General features: G+C 66.8%; 21 protein-coding genes. 9 read left to right on the top strand and 12 right to left on the bottom strand.

From position 1 onward, the window contains the following. The coding region (gene speE, locus ACLFRM_RS06230; RefSeq protein ID WP_410754858.1) for a polyamine aminopropyltransferase at window positions 1-662 on the bottom strand (662 nt) is incomplete at its 3' end. A 475-nt stretch (window positions 663-1,137) separates the two neighbouring features. On the opposite strand from speE, the gene ACLFRM_RS06225 reads away from it, so the two are divergent. Then, window positions 1,138-1,359 carry a cold-shock protein gene (locus ACLFRM_RS06225; RefSeq protein WP_410754859.1) on the top strand — a complete coding sequence of 74 codons (222 nt, stop codon included), beginning with the start codon at window positions 1,138-1,140 and terminating at the stop codon, window positions 1,357-1,359. Here ACLFRM_RS06225 and ACLFRM_RS06220 read toward each other — a convergent pair. After that, window positions 1,346-2,284, bottom strand: a complete 939-nt coding sequence (locus ACLFRM_RS06220; RefSeq protein WP_410754857.1) for a hydrogen peroxide-inducible genes activator — start codon at window positions 2,282-2,284, stop codon at window positions 1,346-1,348. The two genes, ACLFRM_RS06225 and ACLFRM_RS06220, sit on opposite strands and share 14 nt — an antisense overlap. Window positions 2,285-2,461: 177 nt before the next feature. Here ACLFRM_RS06220 and trxA point away from each other — a divergent pair, with 177 nt between their 5' ends. Next, window positions 2,462-2,788: a thioredoxin TrxA gene (gene trxA, locus ACLFRM_RS06215; RefSeq protein ID WP_410754856.1), complete on the top strand. Its 327-nt coding sequence runs from the start codon at window positions 2,462-2,464 to the stop codon at window positions 2,786-2,788. 323 nt (window positions 2,789-3,111) lie between these two features. Next, window positions 3,112-4,371 carry a transcription termination factor Rho gene (gene rho / locus ACLFRM_RS06210; protein ID WP_410754855.1) on the top strand — a complete coding sequence of 420 codons (1,260 nt, stop codon included), beginning with the start codon at window positions 3,112-3,114 and terminating at the stop codon, window positions 4,369-4,371. 66 nt (window positions 4,372-4,437) lie between these two features. On the opposite strand, the gene ACLFRM_RS06205 is transcribed toward rho, so the two are convergent. Further along, a complete protein-coding gene (locus ACLFRM_RS06205; protein ID WP_410754854.1) occupies window positions 4,438-5,055 on the bottom strand; it encodes a Crp/Fnr family transcriptional regulator in 618 nt (205 codons plus the stop codon). Between the two features lie 101 nt (window positions 5,056-5,156). On the opposite strand from ACLFRM_RS06205, the gene ACLFRM_RS06200 reads away from it, so the two are divergent. Together ACLFRM_RS06200 and ACLFRM_RS06195 are read left to right on the top strand one after the other, a co-directional pair. Next, window positions 5,157-5,639: a hypothetical protein gene (locus ACLFRM_RS06200; RefSeq protein ID WP_410754853.1), complete on the top strand. Its 483-nt coding sequence runs from the start codon at window positions 5,157-5,159 to the stop codon at window positions 5,637-5,639. A gap of 40 nt (window positions 5,640-5,679) precedes the next feature. After that, a complete protein-coding gene (locus ACLFRM_RS06195; RefSeq protein ID WP_410754852.1) occupies window positions 5,680-6,147 on the top strand; it encodes a hypothetical protein in 468 nt (155 codons plus the stop codon). Between the two features lie 4 nt (window positions 6,148-6,151). On the opposite strand, the gene ACLFRM_RS06190 is transcribed toward ACLFRM_RS06195, so the two are convergent. Both ACLFRM_RS06190 and purD read right to left on the bottom strand, forming a co-directional pair. Continuing rightward, window positions 6,152-6,673 carry a peroxiredoxin gene (locus tag ACLFRM_RS06190; RefSeq protein WP_410754851.1) on the bottom strand — a complete coding sequence of 174 codons (522 nt, stop codon included), beginning with the start codon at window positions 6,671-6,673 and terminating at the stop codon, window positions 6,152-6,154. Window positions 6,674-6,755: 82 nt separating this feature from the next. Further along, window positions 6,756-8,030 carry a phosphoribosylamine--glycine ligase gene (gene purD, locus ACLFRM_RS06185; RefSeq protein ID WP_410754850.1) on the bottom strand — a complete coding sequence of 425 codons (1,275 nt, stop codon included), beginning with the start codon at window positions 8,028-8,030 and terminating at the stop codon, window positions 6,756-6,758. A gap of 162 nt (window positions 8,031-8,192) precedes the next feature. On the opposite strand from purD, the gene ACLFRM_RS06180 reads away from it, so the two are divergent. Then, window positions 8,193-8,654, top strand: a complete 462-nt coding sequence (locus ACLFRM_RS06180; protein WP_410754849.1) for a tRNA (cytidine(34)-2'-O)-methyltransferase — start codon at window positions 8,193-8,195, stop codon at window positions 8,652-8,654. Window positions 8,655-8,668: 14 nt separating this feature from the next. Next, window positions 8,669-9,352 carry a tRNA (N6-threonylcarbamoyladenosine(37)-N6)-methyltransferase TrmO gene (gene tsaA, locus ACLFRM_RS06175; protein WP_410754848.1) on the top strand — a complete coding sequence of 228 codons (684 nt, stop codon included), beginning with the start codon at window positions 8,669-8,671 and terminating at the stop codon, window positions 9,350-9,352. Window positions 9,353-9,382: 30 nt separating this feature from the next. Here the strand turns inward: tsaA and ACLFRM_RS06170 are convergent, their stop codons facing one another. The 7 genes from ACLFRM_RS06170 to ACLFRM_RS06140 form a co-directional block, all read right to left on the bottom strand. Next, window positions 9,383-10,390 (bottom strand): NAD(P)H-dependent glycerol-3-phosphate dehydrogenase, encoded by a 1,008-nt coding sequence (locus ACLFRM_RS06170; protein ID WP_410754847.1) that lies wholly within the window; start codon window positions 10,388-10,390, stop codon window positions 9,383-9,385. A 9-nt stretch (window positions 10,391-10,399) separates the two neighbouring features. Further along, window positions 10,400-10,912, bottom strand: a complete 513-nt coding sequence (gene secB / locus ACLFRM_RS06165) for a protein-export chaperone SecB (RefSeq protein WP_410754846.1) — start codon at window positions 10,910-10,912, stop codon at window positions 10,400-10,402. Window positions 10,913-10,948: 36 nt separating this feature from the next. Further along, the gene (gene trxC, locus ACLFRM_RS06160) at window positions 10,949-11,386 is read right to left on the bottom strand and encodes a thioredoxin TrxC (RefSeq protein WP_410754845.1); all 438 of its coding nucleotides are present in this window, start codon (window positions 11,384-11,386) and stop codon (window positions 10,949-10,951) included. Window positions 11,387-11,460: 74 nt separating this feature from the next. Next, window positions 11,461-11,787: a glutaredoxin 3 gene (gene grxC, locus ACLFRM_RS06155; RefSeq protein WP_410754844.1), complete on the bottom strand. Its 327-nt coding sequence runs from the start codon at window positions 11,785-11,787 to the stop codon at window positions 11,461-11,463. Between the two features lie 10 nt (window positions 11,788-11,797). After that, window positions 11,798-12,226: a rhodanese-like domain-containing protein gene (locus ACLFRM_RS06150; protein WP_410754843.1), complete on the bottom strand. Its 429-nt coding sequence runs from the start codon at window positions 12,224-12,226 to the stop codon at window positions 11,798-11,800. A gap of 142 nt (window positions 12,227-12,368) precedes the next feature. Beyond that, window positions 12,369-12,581 carry a DUF2892 domain-containing protein gene (locus tag ACLFRM_RS06145; protein ID WP_410754842.1) on the bottom strand — a complete coding sequence of 71 codons (213 nt, stop codon included), beginning with the start codon at window positions 12,579-12,581 and terminating at the stop codon, window positions 12,369-12,371. 87 nt (window positions 12,582-12,668) lie between these two features. Then, window positions 12,669-12,998: an ArsR/SmtB family transcription factor gene (locus ACLFRM_RS06140; protein ID WP_058574906.1), complete on the bottom strand. Its 330-nt coding sequence runs from the start codon at window positions 12,996-12,998 to the stop codon at window positions 12,669-12,671. Between the two features lie 298 nt (window positions 12,999-13,296). Here ACLFRM_RS06140 and ACLFRM_RS06135 point away from each other — a divergent pair, with 298 nt between their 5' ends. Together ACLFRM_RS06135 and ACLFRM_RS06130 are read left to right on the top strand one after the other, a co-directional pair. Next, entirely contained in the window at window positions 13,297-14,550 is a 1,254-nt protein-coding gene (locus ACLFRM_RS06135) for a murein hydrolase activator EnvC family protein (RefSeq protein ID WP_410754841.1), read from the top strand. A 313-nt stretch (window positions 14,551-14,863) separates the two neighbouring features. Next, on the top strand, window positions 14,864-16,201 hold the full coding sequence (locus ACLFRM_RS06130; protein ID WP_410754840.1) for a S41 family peptidase: 1,338 nt from the start codon (window positions 14,864-14,866) through the stop codon (window positions 16,199-16,201). Window positions 16,202-16,260 lie beyond the last annotated feature (59 nt).

Raw genomic sequence — 16,260 nt, 5'->3', positions numbered from 1 at the left:
CGGCGCTCGGCGAAGCCGGCGGCCTTCATGGCGCGGTGGTAATCGATCATCAGCGGCATGTGGTAGAACGGCGACTCGCTCTGGCCGACCATGATGCCGTCCTCGCGCAGCACGCGGTGACAGTCGGCGAGGAAGGCCGGCCCGAACAGGCCGGTGCCGGGGCCGATGGGATCGGTCGAATCGACGATGATCACGTCGACGCTCTCCGCCGGGGCGTTCTTCATCCAGGCGACGCCGTCCTCGAAGCGCAGGTCCACACGCGGGTCGTCGTTGTGCGCGGTCAGCTCCGGGAAGAACCGCTCGGCCGCGCGGGTGACCGCCGCGTCGATGTCGATCTGCACCACTGATTCGACCTCCTCGTGCTTGAGGACCTCGGTGAGCGTGCCGCAGTCGCCGCCGCCGACGATCACCACCTTGCGGGGGTTCGCGTGGCTCTGCAGCGCCGGGTGCGCCATCATCTCGTGGTAGAGGTAGTTCTCCAGCGAGGAGAGCATCATCACCCCGTCGAGCAGCATCAGGTTGCCCCAGCGCTCGGTCCGCCAGACCTCGAGGTGCTGATAGGGCGTCTGCTCGTCGAGCAGCTTTTCGGTGGCGCGAATGCCGAAGCGCGCGCCCATCTCCTCGACCGTTTCGTAGACCCACTCGCCTTGCGTTCCAGACATGACCTCCCTCCCGAGATTCACCACGCCGCGACCCGTTCGGGGCGTCGGCCGTGCGGCAAATGTGACAGAATACCAGCCGCGGGGCCCCGCGTGAGCGACCCTCCCGGCTTATATCGCGCCGGGACAGGTCGTGCGAATCCGCGACAACCGGCGGCGATCGCCCCGCATACCCGGCGCCTTTGCGATGCCCACGACTCGGGCCGGCGCTGACCGGCCTCCGACATAACGACACACAAGCAACACGGAAACCATCCCACCCATGAAAACCTGGCAGGACTCCCGACTCACCGCCTTTATCGTCACCCTCGGACTCGCCGTCATCGGCGCATTGGCCATCGGCCAGATCTACGACTACCTCGACCAGCGGCTGCTGCAGTTCCTCGCTTCGGCAGCCGTCATCCTCATCATTTCCCTGCTCGCAGGGTGGCTTACCACCCGTCCCGCCAAGCCTGCCCTGCGTCCCAAGGAGGTCGCGGTGGAACACGAACCCGTCCGCGAGACCGGCAAGGTCAAGTGGTTCAACGTCGACAAGGGCTTCGGCTTCATCATCCGCGACAACGGCGAGGACCTGTTCGTCCACTTCCGCGCCATCAACGACGGCGGTGCCTCGCGTCTGACCGAGGGCCAGAAGGTCGAATACCAGATCGGTCAGGGGCGCAAGGGCCCGCAGGCCGAAGAGGTCGTCATTCTCGACTGAGCGTCTCGCAGCAGGTCGGCAGGGTTTCCCGGATCGAGCGGGTCAGCACCTCGACGGCCTGCGGACGCGAAAATCGTCGGCGGCTGGCCAGGGCGATATCCCGAGTGGGCGTGTCGCTGGCAAACGGCAGGTAGCGCACCAGCGCCTGCGTGCCCTCGTCCTGTGTCCAGGTCGAGCTGCAGGGCAACACCGTGATGCCTGCCCCACTGGCGACCATCATGCGCATGGTCTCCAGCGACCCACCCTCGAGGGTCCGCTGCAGGCGCCCGAACGCTCGCCCGTCGTTGCAGCGCGGGCAGACGCCCAGCACCTGGTCACGAAAGCAGTGACCCTGACCGAGCAGCAGCAGATCGTGTTCGGCAAGCTGATCGGGTTCGATCGCCGTCTGCTCGGCCAGCGGATGGCCGACCGGCACCGCTACCGTGAACGGTTCGCGGTAGACCGGCTCGACCGCCACCCCGGCCGCCTCGAACGGCAGCGAGAGCACCACCACGTCCAGCTCGCCATGCTCGAGCCGATCGGCGAGGTCGGCGGTCAGCCCCTCGGTGATCTCGATCGGCATGTTGGGCGCCAGCTCGTGCAGCCGGCCGATCAGTCGCGGCAGGAGGTAGGGGCCGACGGTGTGGATCAGCCCGATACGCAGCGGGGCGGCCAGCGGGTCGCGGCGTGTTCGCGCCAGGTCCTCGAGTCGCTCCATCTCGTCGAGAACCCGCTCGGCCTGCTCGATGATCGCGCGTCCCTCGGCGGTAACCTGTACCTCGGAGCGGCTGGCGCGCTCGAAGATCTGCACCCCGAGCGCGGACTCCAGTCGCTTCACCCCCACGCTCAGGGTGGGCTGGCTGACGAAGCAGCGGGCGGCGGCGCGGCCGAAATGCCGCTCGCGGGCAACCGCCATCACGTAACGAAGCTCGGTCAAAGACGCCATGGGAGCGAGGGTTCCTTTTGCGTGATCGGGAAGGCCGGGCCATACTTCGGTTGTTCGATGAGCCCATCGGGCCCGTCGGGCGGCAGAATAGCACCACGAGGTGCGGTCGCTTGAAAAGCGGCGTCAAGGGATGAACAATTGCCCTACAGGCATTAACAGTTAATTAGGAGTCATGCCGTGAGCGACAATATCGTCTACGTATCCGACGCGGATTTCGAAGCCCAGGTCGTCAATAGCGACACCCCCGTACTGGTCGACTTCTGGGCCGAGTGGTGCGGGCCGTGCAAGATGATCTCGCCGATTCTCGACGAGGTCGCCGACGACTACGCCGGCAAGCTCAAGATCGCCAAGGTCAACATCGACGAGAACCCGGAAACTCCGCGCCAGAACGGCATCCGCGGCATCCCGACCCTGATGCTGTTCAAGAACGGCAAGGTCGAGGGCACCAAGGTCGGCGCCGTTTCGAAGTCGCAGCTGACCGACTTCATCGACTCGGCCCTCTGATCCCTTCGGGGAACGCGAACCGACACCACCGCCTGTCAAACCGTTCTCCACTGTTTGGCAAGTGGTAGGTTCTGTGCCAGAATCCCAGCCAGTCAAGGGATCGCCGAACGCCACCCGCCCCGCTGCGCCGGCCCCGAGGTCGCCAGGACCTCTCGGCCGCAAGCCACCCGGACGCGTTCCGCGACTCCCTCAGACGACACACCCCTTCTGTCGTCCGGTCACACCTCGGTGGCCTTCCGATCTCAGCATTTGATTTCGCCCTTCGACATCCCGTTGATTATCCATCTGTGGCCCGCCGCGGTCCCCACGACGAATCCATTCGAATGAATCTAACCGAACTCAAGAGCAAGCCCGTTCCGGAACTCATGGACCTGGCCCAGTCGATGGGGCTGGAAAACATCGCCCGGACCCGCAAGCAGGACGTCATCTTCGCCCTGCTCAAGGCACACGCCAAGACGGGCGAGTCGATCCACGGCGACGGCGTGCTGGAGATCCTGTCGGACGGATTCGGCTTCCTGCGCAGCGCCGACGGCTCGTATCTCGCCGGCCCGGCCGATATCTACGTCTCGCCCTCGCAGATCCGCCGCTTCAACCTGCAGACCGGCGACACGATCACCGGCACGATCCGCCCGCCCAAGGATAACGAACGCTACTTCGCGCTCCTGAAGATCGAGAAGATCAACTTCGAGAAGCCCGAGGCGTCCAAGACCAAGATCCTGTTCGAGAACCTCACCCCGCTACACGCCGAACAGCGCATGCGCATGGAGCGTGGCAACGGCTCGACCGAGGATCTCACCGCGCGGATCATCGACATCGTCTCGCCGATCGGCATGGGCCAGCGCGGCCTGATCGTCGCGCCCCCGAAGGCGGGCAAGACCATGCTGCTGCAGAACATCGCGCAGAGCATCGCCCACAACCACCCCGAGTGCGACCTGATCGTGCTCCTGATCGACGAGCGCCCCGAGGAAGTCACCGAGATGCAGCGCACCGTGCGCGGCGAGGTGGTCGCCTCGACCTTCGACGAGCCGGCACCGCGCCACGTGCAGGTCGCCGAGATGGTCATCGAGAAGGCCAAGCGCCTGGTCGAGCACAAGCGCGACGTGGTGATCCTGCTCGATTCCATCACCCGCCTGGCGCGTGCCTACAACACCGTGGTGCCCTCCTCGGGCAAGGTGCTGACCGGCGGCGTGGACGCCAACGCCCTGCACCGCCCCAAGCGCTTCTTCGGTGCCGCGCGCAACGTCGAGGAAGGCGGCAGCCTGACCATCCTGGCCACCGCGCTGGTCGACACCGGCTCGAAGATGGACGAGGTGATCTACGAGGAATTCAAGGGCACCGGCAACATGGAGCTCCACCTCGACCGGCGCATCGCCGAAAAGCGCGTCTACCCGGCGATCAACATCAACCGCTCCGGCACCCGTCGCGAGGAGCTGCTCACGGACACCGAGGAGTTGCAGAAGATGTGGATCCTCAGGAAGTTCCTCCACCCGATGGGCGAGCTCGAGGCGGTGGAGTTCCTGCTCGACAAGCTGCAGCAGACCAAGACCAACAACGAGTTCTACGACTCGATGCGCCGCGGCTGAACCCGACGCTCAGCACCGATACGAAAAACCCGGCCAGTGGCCGGGTTTCTTCATGGCGACACGGGCTCAGTCGGCCAGCCACTCGATCCGTTGGCCATCCTCACGGATCGAGCCCGCCTCGCGCAGCCGACGCAGGGCTCGGTAAAGCGCCTCGTGGGTCAGCCCGAGCTCGGCGGCCCATTCCTTTCGAGTCTGATCGAGGACCAGTCCGCTGCCGTCGCCCTCCGTCTCGATGGCATGCCGGATCCGCTCGGCCGCGGTCGGGCAGGCCAGGCGCTCGTTGCGGGCGCGCGCCTGTCGCAGCTCGCGCGACAGATGCGCGATCCATGCCCGGTTGAACCGGGCATCTTCCGCCAGCACCGCGTCGAATGCCCGACGGGGAAACGCCAGCACACGTCCGGCCACCCCGGCGACCAGGTCGCAGTGGTAACAGGTCGCATCCAGGCTCGCCTCGGCGACGAATCCCTCCTGCACCCGCTGCATGATCGTTTCTCTGCCGGCCGGCGAGCGGCGCAACAGCCGCACCTCGCCCGCCAGCACGAAGAACATCGCCGCTGGCGCCTCCCCCTGACGGGCAAGTCGTTCGCCGGCCGCGACGCGTCGCTCGACGGCCTGCTCGCGCAGGGTCGCGGGCACACCCGCGAGAACCGGGTGGTCGTCGCTCAATCGCTGCCAGTCGATCACCTGATCAACCCTCCTTGCGCCTCACCGAATGATCCAGATCATATGCGGCTCGCACTCCACGGCCTAACCTTGGTTGGCTTCAAGGTACACGGAGACCCTCCATGCGACCCCTTCGATCCCTGACGAACCTGCTGTTGCTTGCCGGCATCGCGCTGGCGACATCCGCCATCGGCGCCGCTCCACACGACGGTCACGCCGCGGTGAGTGACGACCGGCAGGCCGTGTCGCTCCCGGCACCCATGCGCACGCACATGCTGGCGAACATGCGGGATCACCTCGAGGCCATGGGCGAGATCCAGGCAGCGCTTGCCGACGAGGACTTCACCGCGGCGGCCGACATCGCGGAATCCCGGCTGGGCATGAGCTCGATGGAGGAGCATGGCGCCTCGCGCATGGCGCGCTTCATGCCGGAGGGAATGCGCGAGATCGGCGGGCGCATGCACCGCTCGGCCAGCAAGTTCGCCCGGATCAGCCGGGACGCGGAGGTCACCGGTGACCTCCGACCGCCGCTGGAGGCACTCGCCGGCGTGAATCGCCAGTGCGTCGCCTGCCATGCCGGCTACCGTGCGGTCGTCGCGGAATGACGCCGTGCGGAGAAAATCACCATGAGAAAGGGACGCAGACATGAGCACGTTTTTCTTCACAAGGACCACCCGCGACCTGCTGCTCGCCGGCAGCATCACATTCGCCTCGCTGATGCCACAGGGCTCGATGGCCGATGAACCGGCCGCCTCCGGCGGCGATTCGCGCGTCGACCTGGGTTTCACGTCCGAGGAGAAGGCTACCTTCCTCGCCGACATGCGCATGATGCTCGGCAGCGTTCAGGGGATCCTGCACGGTATCAGCGAGGAGGATCGCGAGGCCATCGCTCAAGCCGCGAAGGTCTCGGGCAACCGCATGGCACGCGGCACGCCCGCCTCCATCCGCGACAAGACCCCGCCCGAGTTCAAGGCGATCGGCGGGCCGATGCACATGACCTTCGAGGAGATCGCCATCCGTGCCGAGACCGATCCGCTCGAGGACATCACCGCCATGACCGCCGAGGCCATGAACCAGTGCATGGCCTGTCACGCGAAGTTCCGCGTCGACTGACGATTCAGTCCTCGCCGCGCAGGGCCTCGAGATCGTCGAGCACGTCCTTCACGTGCTCGTCGGGGTCCACCTTGCGGTAGATCGTCGCGATGTTGCCTTCGGGATCGATGATGAAGGTTTGGCGCTTGGCGAACTTCACCACCATGAAATCGCTCAACGCCCCGTATCGCTCGACCACCTCGCCCTCGGGGTCGGCGAGCAGTGGGAAGGGCAGTTCGTGCTCGCGGGCGAAGTCGGCGTGGCTCTCCACGCTGTCCATGCTCACGCCCAGCACGGCCGCATCCTGTGCGATCAGGCGGTTGATGTTGTCGCGGAAGCTGCAGGCCTCGGTGGTGCACCCCGGGGTGTCGTCCTTGGGATAGAAGTACAGCACCAGCCACTGGCCGCGGTAGTCGGCGAGCCGGTGGGTCTCGCCGTCCTGATCGGGCAGGGCGAAGGCGGGGGCGGCATCGCCCGGCGAAAGGTCCGAGGCGTTGGCACCGCCGACGAAAAACAGGGAGGCAAGGATGGCGAGAATACGGGGCATGATCGGGTCACCTTGACGAGGGCAGGGCCACGGAGTAAAGCAGCTTTCCGCCCGATCGCCAGCGCTTGTTCGCACCGAGTACTCAGTCGCGGCCGATCGCCCGCCAGCCGATGTCCCGGCGACAGAAGCCGCCCTCGAAGTGGACCTTGTCGACCCCGGCATAGGCAGCCCGTTGCGCCGCCTCGACCGTTTCGCCCAGGGCGGTGATGCAGAGCACCCGCCCACCGTTGGTGACAACATTGCCGTCCCGCTCGGCGGTGCCGGCGTGAAAGGCCTTCACGCCCTCGGGCAATGTGTCCAGACCGGTGATCACGTCTCCCTTCGACGCGCTTTCCGGGTAGCCGGCAGAGGCAAGGACCACGCCCACGGCGGCCTGCGGAGTCCACTCGGCGGTGACCTGGTCGAGCGTGCCGTTGACGCCGGCCTGGAGCAGGTCGACCAGATCACTGTCCAGGCGCATCAGCACCGGCTGGGTTTCCGGGTCGCCGAAGCGGCAGTTGAACTCCAGCACCTGCGGCTCGCCGTCCGCGCCGATCATCAGGCCGGCGTAGAGAAAGCCAGTGTAGGGCAGGCCGTCGAGGGCCATGCCCTTGACGGTGGGCTCGATGACGGTCTCCATCACCTTGGCGATCATGGCGTCATCGAGTACCGGTGCAGGCGAGTAGGCGCCCATGCCGCCGGTGTTGGGGCCGCGGTCGCCCTCGTCGCGGGCCTTGTGGTCCTGGCTGGAGGCCATCGGCAGGACGTGCTCGCCGTCGACCATCACGATGAAGCTCGCCTCCTCGCCCTCGAGGAAGGATTCGACCACCACGCGGGCGCCGGCGGCACCGAACTGGCCGGCGAAGATGTCGCGGATGGCGGCCTCGGCCTCGTCGATGGTCTGGGCGACGATCACCCCCTTGCCGGCGGCCAGCCCGTCGGCCTTCACCACCACCGGCGCGCCGTGCTCGTGGACGAAGTCGATCGCCGGGGCGGGGGTGTCGAACACGCGATACTTGGCGGTCGGGATGCCGTGGCGCTCCATGAAGTCCTTGGCGAAGGCCTTGGAGCCCTCCAGCTGCGCGGCCTGCTGGGTCGGGCCGAAGATGGCGAGCCCCGCGTCGCGGAAGGTGTCGACCACGCCCTCGACCAGTGGCGCCTCGGGGCCGACCACGGTCAACTCGATGGCATTGTCGGCGGCGAAGGCGACCAGTTCGGCGACGTTGGTCGCGGCAATGGGCACGTTGCGGCATTTGGCCTCGGTGGCCGTGCCGGGGTTGCCGGGCGCGACAAAGACCGTCTCCACCCGTGCCGACTGGGCGATCTTCCAAGCCAGGGCGTGTTCGCGGCCGCCACCACCGATTACCAGTACCTTCATGCCTTTACCTCCAAGCCTTCACCAGGCGAGTCTGCTCGGTTCGCGCGCCCTTGTCACCGAGTTGGGGTCATGGACGAGCGAACGGGATGTGGATCGCATTCTACACAGCAACCGGGCCGACTTGCTCGCCGGCGGGCGGCCCGGCTGGCCTACAATGCCGGGATGCCATCGATCATGCTGTTCGAACCCGAGATCCCGCCCAACACCGGCAACCTGATCCGGCTGTGCGCCAACACCGGCTCGCAGCTGCACCTGGTCGAGCCGCTGGGCTTCTCGCTGTCCGACAAGGCCCTGCGCCGAGCGGGGCTCGACTACCACCAGCTCACCCACGTCCATCGCCATGCCGACCTGGAGCAGGCCCGGGCGGCTGTGCCGGGGCGACTGCTGGCCTTCTCCACGCGCGGAGTAACTCGCTACGATCAAGTCCGCTATCGACCCGATGACGTCCTGCTGTTCGGCCCCGAGACCCGCGGCCTGCCCGACGGGGTGCTGGATTCCCTGCCCGAACAGCAACGACTCTACCTGCCGATGGTGTCGGGCTCGCGCAGCCTGAATCTGGCCAACGCCGCCTCGGTGGCCTTGTTCGAGGCCTGGCGCCAACTGAACTTCGCGGGGGCGAAATGACGAATGAGTGGCCCATGCGGCCGATCGGGCACATCGAAAGCCCCTATCGGGAGGGGTTCGGCATCCCGCGCCAGTCGGGCATCGTGCCGGCGGCCACGGGCATCCTGGTGCCGACGGCCGACTGGCGCGCCCCGTCCGCCTGGCAAGGCATCGAGGCGTTTTCCCACCTGTGGCTGGTATGGGTCTTCCATGCCAAGCGGCGCATGCAGGCGGGGGACCGCAAGGCGGTCCGACCGCCACGCCTGGGCGGCAACGAACGGGTGGGGGTATTCGCCAGCCGCGCCCCGGTCCGACCCAACCCGATCGGGCTGTCGGTGGTGCGGCTGATCGACGTGCAGCGCGATGCCAATGGGGTGCGGCTGCACCTGGGCGGACTCGATCTCCTCGACGGCACACCCGTTCTCGACGTGAAACCGCACGTGCCCTACGCCGACTGCCCGGCGGACAGCCGGGGCGGCTGGGCCAGCGCACCGCCGGAGCGGCTGGCCGTGATCTGGGGCGCGGCCGAGCCGTGGCTGGAACGGCTGCCAGCGGAGCGGATCGCGTTGATCGAGCAGAGCCTTGCGCAGGACCCGCGACCCGCCTTTCACGACGATCCGGATCGGGTCTACGGCATGCGGATCGAGGAAATCGACGTGCGCTTCGTGGTGCGGGAGCACCGCGCGGAAATTATCGAGATCGTGCCGGCGAGCGACTGACGGCCACCCGATCAGGCTCTCAAGGCCGGCTCAGACCTCGGGACGCGGGTCGCGGGCGAGCAGCTCGGCCACGGCCTCACGGGCGGGCAAGCCTTCGTACAGCACGCGGTAGACGCCCTCGGTGATCGGCATGTCCTGCCCGTGGGCCTGCGCCAGACGATGGCCCTCGCGCGCGGCGCTGATGCCCTCGACCGCCTGGCCGATCGCGGCGACCGCGGCGTCCACGGACTCGCCCTTGGCCAGCCGCAGACCGAACTGCCGGTTGCGCGAGTGGTCGTCAGTGCAGGTCAGCACCAGGTCGCCCAGGCCGGCCAGCCCGGTGAAGGTCTCCGCCCGCGCGCCCATCGCCTCGCCCAACCGCATGATCTCGGCCAGCCCGCGCGTGATCAATGCCGCCCGCGTGTTGGCGCCAAAACCAAAGCCGTCGGAGACCCCGGCCGCGATCGCCAGGACGTTCTTCAGGCCGCCGGCCAGTTCGATCCCGATCACGTCGCTGCTCGGATAACAGCGGATGTGGTCGTTGCGCAGTTCCTCGGCGACGGTCTCGGCAACGGCCCGGTCACGACTGCCGACGGCCAGGGCGGCGGGGCGACCGTGCGCCACCTCGATGGCGAAGGTCGGGCCCGAGACCACCGCGAACGAGACGTCGCCCAGCGCCCCGGCGACCAGCTCGTCGATACGTCGTCCCGTGCCCGGCTCGAAGCCCTTGGAGGCGGTCACGTAGGTGGCCGACCGCGGCAAGGTCGCGGCGTGCTCGGCAAGGAATTCGCCCAGGATCTTGGTCGGCAGCACCAGCCAGACCTGCTCGGCCTGATCGACCGCCCACGCCAGGTCCGAACCGGCGCGCAGCGTGTCGGGAAGGGAAACCCCCGGCAGGTAGCGCGCGTTCTGGTGGTCTCGATCGATCGCCGCCGCCTGGTCGGCATCGCGGGCCCAGAGGCGCACCCGCGCCCCGTTGGTGGCCAGCAGTGCGGCGAGCGCGGTTCCCCAGGAACCGGCACCGAGCACCGCAATCCGTGTGTGCTGCGGTTCAGGCATGACCACCGGTCAGTTCGGGCGGGCGTCCGACGCGCCTTCGGCCTGTGCCGCGCGCTGCTGCTGTTCGTGCTGCGCGTACAGGGCATCGAAGTTGATCGGCTGGAGCACCATCTGCGGGAAGCCGCCCTTCATCACCAGATCGGAGACCGTCTCGCGGATGTAGGGAAACAGCAGCGTCGGGCAGTACGCACCGAGAAGCTGACGCCGCGAGGCATCGTCGAAGCCCTTGATCGTGAACACCCCGCCGTACTGCACCTCGGCGAGGTAGATGGTCTTCTCGTCGTGGGTGGCAGTGACGGTGATGGTCAGCTCGGTCTCGAAGGTGGCATCGCTCAACCGAGTGGCGTTGTTGCCTACCTGGACGCTGACCTCGGGCTTCCAGTCGTCACGCGTGAAGATGTCGGGTGCCTGCGGCGACTCGAAGGACACGTCCTTGAGATAGATCTTCTGCATGAAGAACTGCTGGTCGTTGCCCCCGGTCGCCTGGCCGTTGCCGGCGGCGGTGTTTTCGCCCTCTGCCATGTCGTTGGTTCCTGGTAGTCGGTTGTTCGTCGGGATTCATCTAATGCCGTGCCCGGCCAGCCACTGCGTCAGTTGCGCGGCCGGCAGGGCACCGGAAAGGCGATCGACTTCGCGGCCGCCGGAGAACAGGATCATCGTCGGAATGCTGCGGATGCCGAAGCGCGCCGACACGGCCGGGGCCCGCTCGGTCTCGAGCTTGGCCACGACCAGCCGCCCGCTGTAGTCGCGCGCCAGTTGATCGAAGGTGGGCGCCATCATCTTGCATGGCCCACACCACTCGGCCCAGAAGTCGACCAGGACGGGCAGGTCGTTGCGGCCGACATGGCGTTCGAAGCTCGATTCGTCCAGTACCAGCGGCTGGCCGGGGAACAGCGAACCGCCGCAGCGACCGCAGTTACCACTGCCAAGCCGCTCGGCGGGCAGGCGGTTGATCGCCCCACAGGCCGGGCAGACAACGTGTCTGGGGTCACTCATCGCGGCACATCCTCTCGCTTCATGCCGGCATCCATGATAGCGCGACCGGACCGTGCCGGTGTCAATGCGGCGGCTCAGCCACCCTCGACCGGCGGCTCGCCAGCGGCACGACGCGCCTCGGCCTCCACCAGGCGCATCAGGCGATCCTCGCGGTCCAGGGCGGCAAGCTCATCGTAACCGCCGACATGTGTCTCGCCGATGAATATCTGCGGCACCGTCAGCCGCTTGGCCCGCTGGATCATCTCGTCCCTTTTCGCCGCCGACAGCTGGACGTTGATCGACTCGAACGTCAGGCCGCGCTTTTTCAGCAGGCGCTTGGCGAAGTGGCAGAAGGGACAGAGCGGGCTCTGGTAGACGACGATCGGCGGCTGGCCGGTGCCCGCGGAGGATTCGCCGGTCACCACCGCAACCTCACTTGCCCTTGGAAACCGGGTAGTTCTGACCCTCCCAGGCCAGGATGCCGCCACCGAGGTGGCTGACGTTCTCGAGCCCGCCCTTGACCAGCAGGTTCGCCGCGGTGGCCGAGCGATTGCCCGAGCGGCAGTACAGCACCACCTCGTCGGGGTTTTCGCCCTTGATGTCGCTCAGCTTCTTCTCCAGCTTGCCCAGCGGAATGTGGCGAGCGCCCTTGATGTGCCCGGCCTTCCATTCGTTGTCCTCGCGGACATCGATCAGGGCCACGCCATCGCGGCCGGCCTTGCGGGCCACCTCGGCGGGTTCGAGCGTCTTGAACTTCTGCATGCGCCTCGAGAGCTCGTTGCTGATCAGCAGCACGATCAGAACGGCGGCCACGGTGGAAAGCACCCAGTGGCGAGCCAGGAAGTCGATCAAGGATTCCATTGCGTCTTCTCTGAAATCGGGGGAGAAAGGTGGGCCATACAATGGCCGCGACACGCAAAAAATTCAAGGCACCGGCGGCGCGATGCCGATCCGGTGCCTTGTCGGGTCAACGGCCTGGCAGGCCGTGTCGAGTGCGACCGCTTCAGCAGGCCCGGCGCACGCCCATCTTCGCGAGGATCGAGTCCAGCGGGCAGAAGCGCGTGATGCCGCTCTGGAACAGGTTGAGGCCGATGAACGCGGTCAGCCACAGCCAGGAAAGCTCACCGAGATTCGCCTGGCCGGTAAAATGCGCCAGCGCCAGCGTGGCCAGGATCATCAACCCGGCAATGATGCGCACGTAACGATCGGTAGTCATGTTCTTGTCTCCGCAAAATCCAATGAGGTAGCGCGCCCACCCAGGCAAAGGAGAGAGCGCACCGGAATAGAATTATTTTATTCTATCCTAATTAAGCGGGCAAAAAACTTCCTGCATCATGCCGATCAAGCGCAGGGTGCGCGCGTCGGAGACCCGGTAGAACACACGGTTTGCATCCTTGCGCGAGGCGAGTATGCCCTTGTCGCGCAGGATGGCCAGGTGCTGCGAGATGTTGCTCTGGGTCGTGCCGACCGCCTCGACGATCTGCTGCACGCTCAGCTCGTTGTCGCCCAGAACGCACAGGATCTTCAGTCGCAGCGGGTGAGACATCGCCTTCAACGATCGCGAGGCACGCTCGATGTCCTCTGAGCGGCCCATCAGCCGGGTGGCGGGATATTCCTCGGTTTCCAAGTTCATGGTTCGACCCAAGTGCTGGTTGCGGGTGACGGATGTCGCCACGTTACGCCGGAGAGCGGGCACCCGGCGCGGCGCGATCTTCGTGGCGCACCCGGGTGGCCCGCTCGGCGACACCCTCACGGGAGTCTCGGCGCGAGTTCGCGCCGGCACGGCGAGTTCGTGCACAGATTCCCGGCCCCCGTATACTACCGCTTTTCCGCCGAATTGTTGCAGTCACCGCAGACCCGGTCGGGACGCGGCAGTCAACAACCGCCCGGCGGCACCGTTTCCGCTCGTTCGTCCACGGTCAGGGGCAGCCTTGCCACAGCCACATCCACACCTGAATGCCACGCCGGGCCGGCAAACTGCCCGATTCGTCCGTCCGGCCGGCCTCGTCCTCCTGGCCCTGCTCGCGGGCACAGCCGCCCCCGTGGTCGCCGACTCGGCCCTGGAGGAGCGCATCGATGCGCAGCGCGAGGAGATCGCCTCCACCGAGGAAGAACGGGAGGCCGCCCGCGAGGCGCTCGCCGATCTGCAAAAGCGCATGGACTTCCTGGAAGAAAAGGCAAACGAGCTGGACGCCGAGCGCGGCGAACTCGAGACCCGGCAGCGCAACCTCGACCAGCGCGAGGCGGAACTGCGCGAGGGACTGGCCCGCCGACGCGCCGAACTGGAGCGCCGCCTGCAACTCGCCTATCCCCTGACGCGCGGCAGCGCCCTGCAGGCGGTGCTGGGGGACGGGGATGCACTGCAGACCGAGCGCGACCTGCACTACCTGCGTGCGCTGATCCGGCCCGTCGAACAGGCGCGACGGGCACTGGAGGCGCAGCGTGCCGAGCTGGACGAGAACCGGGCGGCGATCGCGTCGACCGACCGCAAGCTCAAGGCGGCCAGCGAACGTCTCGATCAACACTACACGGACGTGAGCGAGAACCTCGCCGAACAGCAACGACTGCTCGCCTCGCTGGGCGAGGCCCTCGACCAGCAACAGCAGGAGCTGAAGGACCTGCTGGAACGCAAGCAACGACTCGATCGCGAGGTGGCCGCTGCACGCGAGGCCGATCGCATCGAGGAGGAACGTCGCCGGACCGAACGCGAAGAGGCCGAGAAGCAGGCCCGGCAACAGGCAGAAAAGCAAAGCGAATCCGCGTCACGGGAGACGACCCCCGACGAGATCAGGGATGATGGCAGCATCCCGATTGCCGGGCGCATCGAACGCCGTTTCGGCGAGACCCTGCCGCAGGGGCGCTTGCGCAACGACGGGGTGATCTTCCACGCGGGGGGTGCCAGTGCGGTGCGAGCCGTCGACGGGGGCCGGGTGGCATTCGCCGGCACGCTAAAAGGCTGGGGGCAGCTGGTGATGCTGCGCCACGACGGCGATTACCTCTCGCTCTACGCGCACTGCCGCTCGCTGGACGTCGCCAAGGGCGACCGCGTGTCGCGAGGCGATCGCCTGTGCACATCGGGCGTGATCGACGCCGGCCAGGAGGGGCTCTACGTCGAGGTGCGCCGTGGGAATCGTCCGATCGACCCGGGGCGCTGGCCGGCCTGGCGCCGGGCGGTCGACGGCTGAGCCGACAACGCTGGCGTCCGATCACCACATGTACTATCTAGAGGGGTCGGCGCGGACTCGATTGGACTCGCCGCGGAGGCCATGACCGTGGCATAGTTGACCATGCCCGTCCCGGGCACGCCGGGGACCGGTCGCGATCCGCCGCGTGCCCCGGGCGGGCAAGCACGACAAGGCAACGGCCTCCCGACGGATGCCTTGATTGCCGGGCCGCCGCCCCCACCATCACTGAACCACACGGTCTGCCCCCGGGCGACCGCCTGACCGGCCCGAACGGGCCCGACGACGCCGACGACTTATGTCTAGAGAGCACAGCATGACGACCTGGATCCGCAAGGCCTCGAGCCTCGGCATCGCCGCCTTCTTCGGTTTTGCCATCGCCATCGCCATCAACGCCATGGCCGAACGTCCGGCTGAGAGCAGCGGCGACATCCCGCTGGAACAGCTGCGGACCTACTCCGACGTGCTCGAGCGCGTGCGGTCGGACTATGTCGATGACATCAGCGAGAGCGAGCTGATCGAAAACTCCATACGCGGGATGATCTCGGAACTCGATCCCCATTCGGGCTACCTCGATGACGAGGAGTTCAAGAGCCTGCGCGAATCCACCTCCGGCGAGTTCGGCGGGCTGGGCATCCAGGTGGGAATGAAGGATGGCGTGCTGACGGTCATCGCGCCGATCGACGACACCCCGGCCAAGGAGGCCGGGCTGGAGGCGGGCGACAAGATCATCCGCATCGACGACGAACTCACCCAGGACATGGACCTGGAGGAGGCCGTCAAGCGCATGCGCGGCAAGCCGGACACCGAGATCGACCTGACCATCGCCCGCGAAGGCGAGAAGAAACCGCTCGAGTTCACCATCACCCGCGCGATCATCAAGGCCGAGTCGGTCAAGCACGAGTTGCTCGAAGCGGGCATGGGCTACATCCGCGTCTCGCAATTCCAGTCTCGCACCGTCGAGCAGATGCACGAGGCCCTCGATGCCCTGGTCGAGGAAAACGACGACGAGGCGCTCAAGGGCCTGGTACTCGACCTGCGCAACAATCCGGGCGGGGTACTCGAAGGCTCGGTCGAGATGGCGGATGCCTTCCTCGATGAAGGTCAGATCGTCTACACCAAGGGTCGCGTGGCCGATGCGAAGATGAGTTTCGAAGCCAGCGACGGCGATCGTCTCGACGGGGCGCCTGTCGTGGTACTGGTGAACGGGGGCTCGGCATCCGCCTCCGAGATCGTGGCGGGTGCGCTTCAGGACAGTGGTCGCGCGCTGGTTATCGGTGAAAAGACCTTCGGCAAGGGGTCGGTCCAGTCGATCATGCCCCTGACCGACGGGGGCGCCATCCGCCTGACGACGGCACGCTACTACACGCCCAGTGGACGCTCGATCCAGGCCGAGGGCATCGAGCCGGACGTCACGGTCCACCAGCTCAAGGTCAGCGATATCGAGGAGGTGTTCTCGATCTCCGAGGCGAGCCTGGCCGGTCACCTGACCAACGGTGACTCGGAGGTGATGGACGCGATCAAGGCCTCGGCGAGCGGGAAGGACGAGGACGAGGAGGAGCGCGAACCGCTGGTGGTCCGCGACTACCAGCTCTACGAGGCGCTCAACATGCTCAAGGGCATGGTGATCGTCAGCAAGAACAGCCACCGCTGATCCGCGGCGACACACGAGGAGGAATCACGACATGGCAAGCAAGGCACTGGTCCTGCTGG

The organism is Guyparkeria sp., assembly GCF_046540515.1.
Taxonomy (GTDB): domain Bacteria; phylum Pseudomonadota; class Gammaproteobacteria; order Halothiobacillales; family Halothiobacillaceae; genus Guyparkeria.
Note: the sequence above shows the minus strand (reverse complement) of the source record. Positions and strands in the feature narration are given on the sequence as shown.

Coding starts and splice junctions, on each gene's coding strand:
- ACLFRM_RS06170 (WP_410754847.1), bottom strand. CDS start 10,390: ATGCCTGAACCGCAGCACACACGGATTGCGGTGCTCGGTGCCGGTTCC.
- ACLFRM_RS06195 (WP_410754852.1), top strand. CDS start 5,680: ATGAGCACGTTTTTCTTCACAAGGACCACCCGCGACCTGCTGCTCGCC.
- tsaA (WP_410754848.1), top strand. CDS start 8,669: ATGCGGCCGATCGGGCACATCGAAAGCCCCTATCGGGAGGGGTTCGGC.
- ACLFRM_RS06145 (WP_410754842.1), bottom strand. CDS start 12,581: ATGACTACCGATCGTTACGTGCGCATCATTGCCGGGTTGATGATCCTG.
- ACLFRM_RS06150 (WP_410754843.1), bottom strand. CDS start 12,226: ATGGAATCCTTGATCGACTTCCTGGCTCGCCACTGGGTGCTTTCCACC.
- rho (WP_410754855.1), top strand. CDS start 3,112: ATGAATCTAACCGAACTCAAGAGCAAGCCCGTTCCGGAACTCATGGAC.
- ACLFRM_RS06140 (WP_058574906.1), bottom strand. CDS start 12,998: ATGAACTTGGAAACCGAGGAATATCCCGCCACCCGGCTGATGGGCCGC.
- purD (WP_410754850.1), bottom strand. CDS start 8,030: ATGAAGGTACTGGTAATCGGTGGTGGCGGCCGCGAACACGCCCTGGCT.
- trxC (WP_410754845.1), bottom strand. CDS start 11,386: ATGAGTGACCCCAGACACGTTGTCTGCCCGGCCTGTGGGGCGATCAAC.
- ACLFRM_RS06130 (WP_410754840.1), top strand. CDS start 14,864: ATGACGACCTGGATCCGCAAGGCCTCGAGCCTCGGCATCGCCGCCTTC.
- ACLFRM_RS06190 (WP_410754851.1), bottom strand. CDS start 6,673: ATGCCCCGTATTCTCGCCATCCTTGCCTCCCTGTTTTTCGTCGGCGGT.
- secB (WP_410754846.1), bottom strand. CDS start 10,912: ATGGCAGAGGGCGAAAACACCGCCGCCGGCAACGGCCAGGCGACCGGG.
- ACLFRM_RS06220 (WP_410754857.1), bottom strand. CDS start 2,284: ATGGCGTCTTTGACCGAGCTTCGTTACGTGATGGCGGTTGCCCGCGAG.
- ACLFRM_RS06180 (WP_410754849.1), top strand. CDS start 8,193: ATGCCATCGATCATGCTGTTCGAACCCGAGATCCCGCCCAACACCGGC.
- ACLFRM_RS06200 (WP_410754853.1), top strand. CDS start 5,157: ATGCGACCCCTTCGATCCCTGACGAACCTGCTGTTGCTTGCCGGCATC.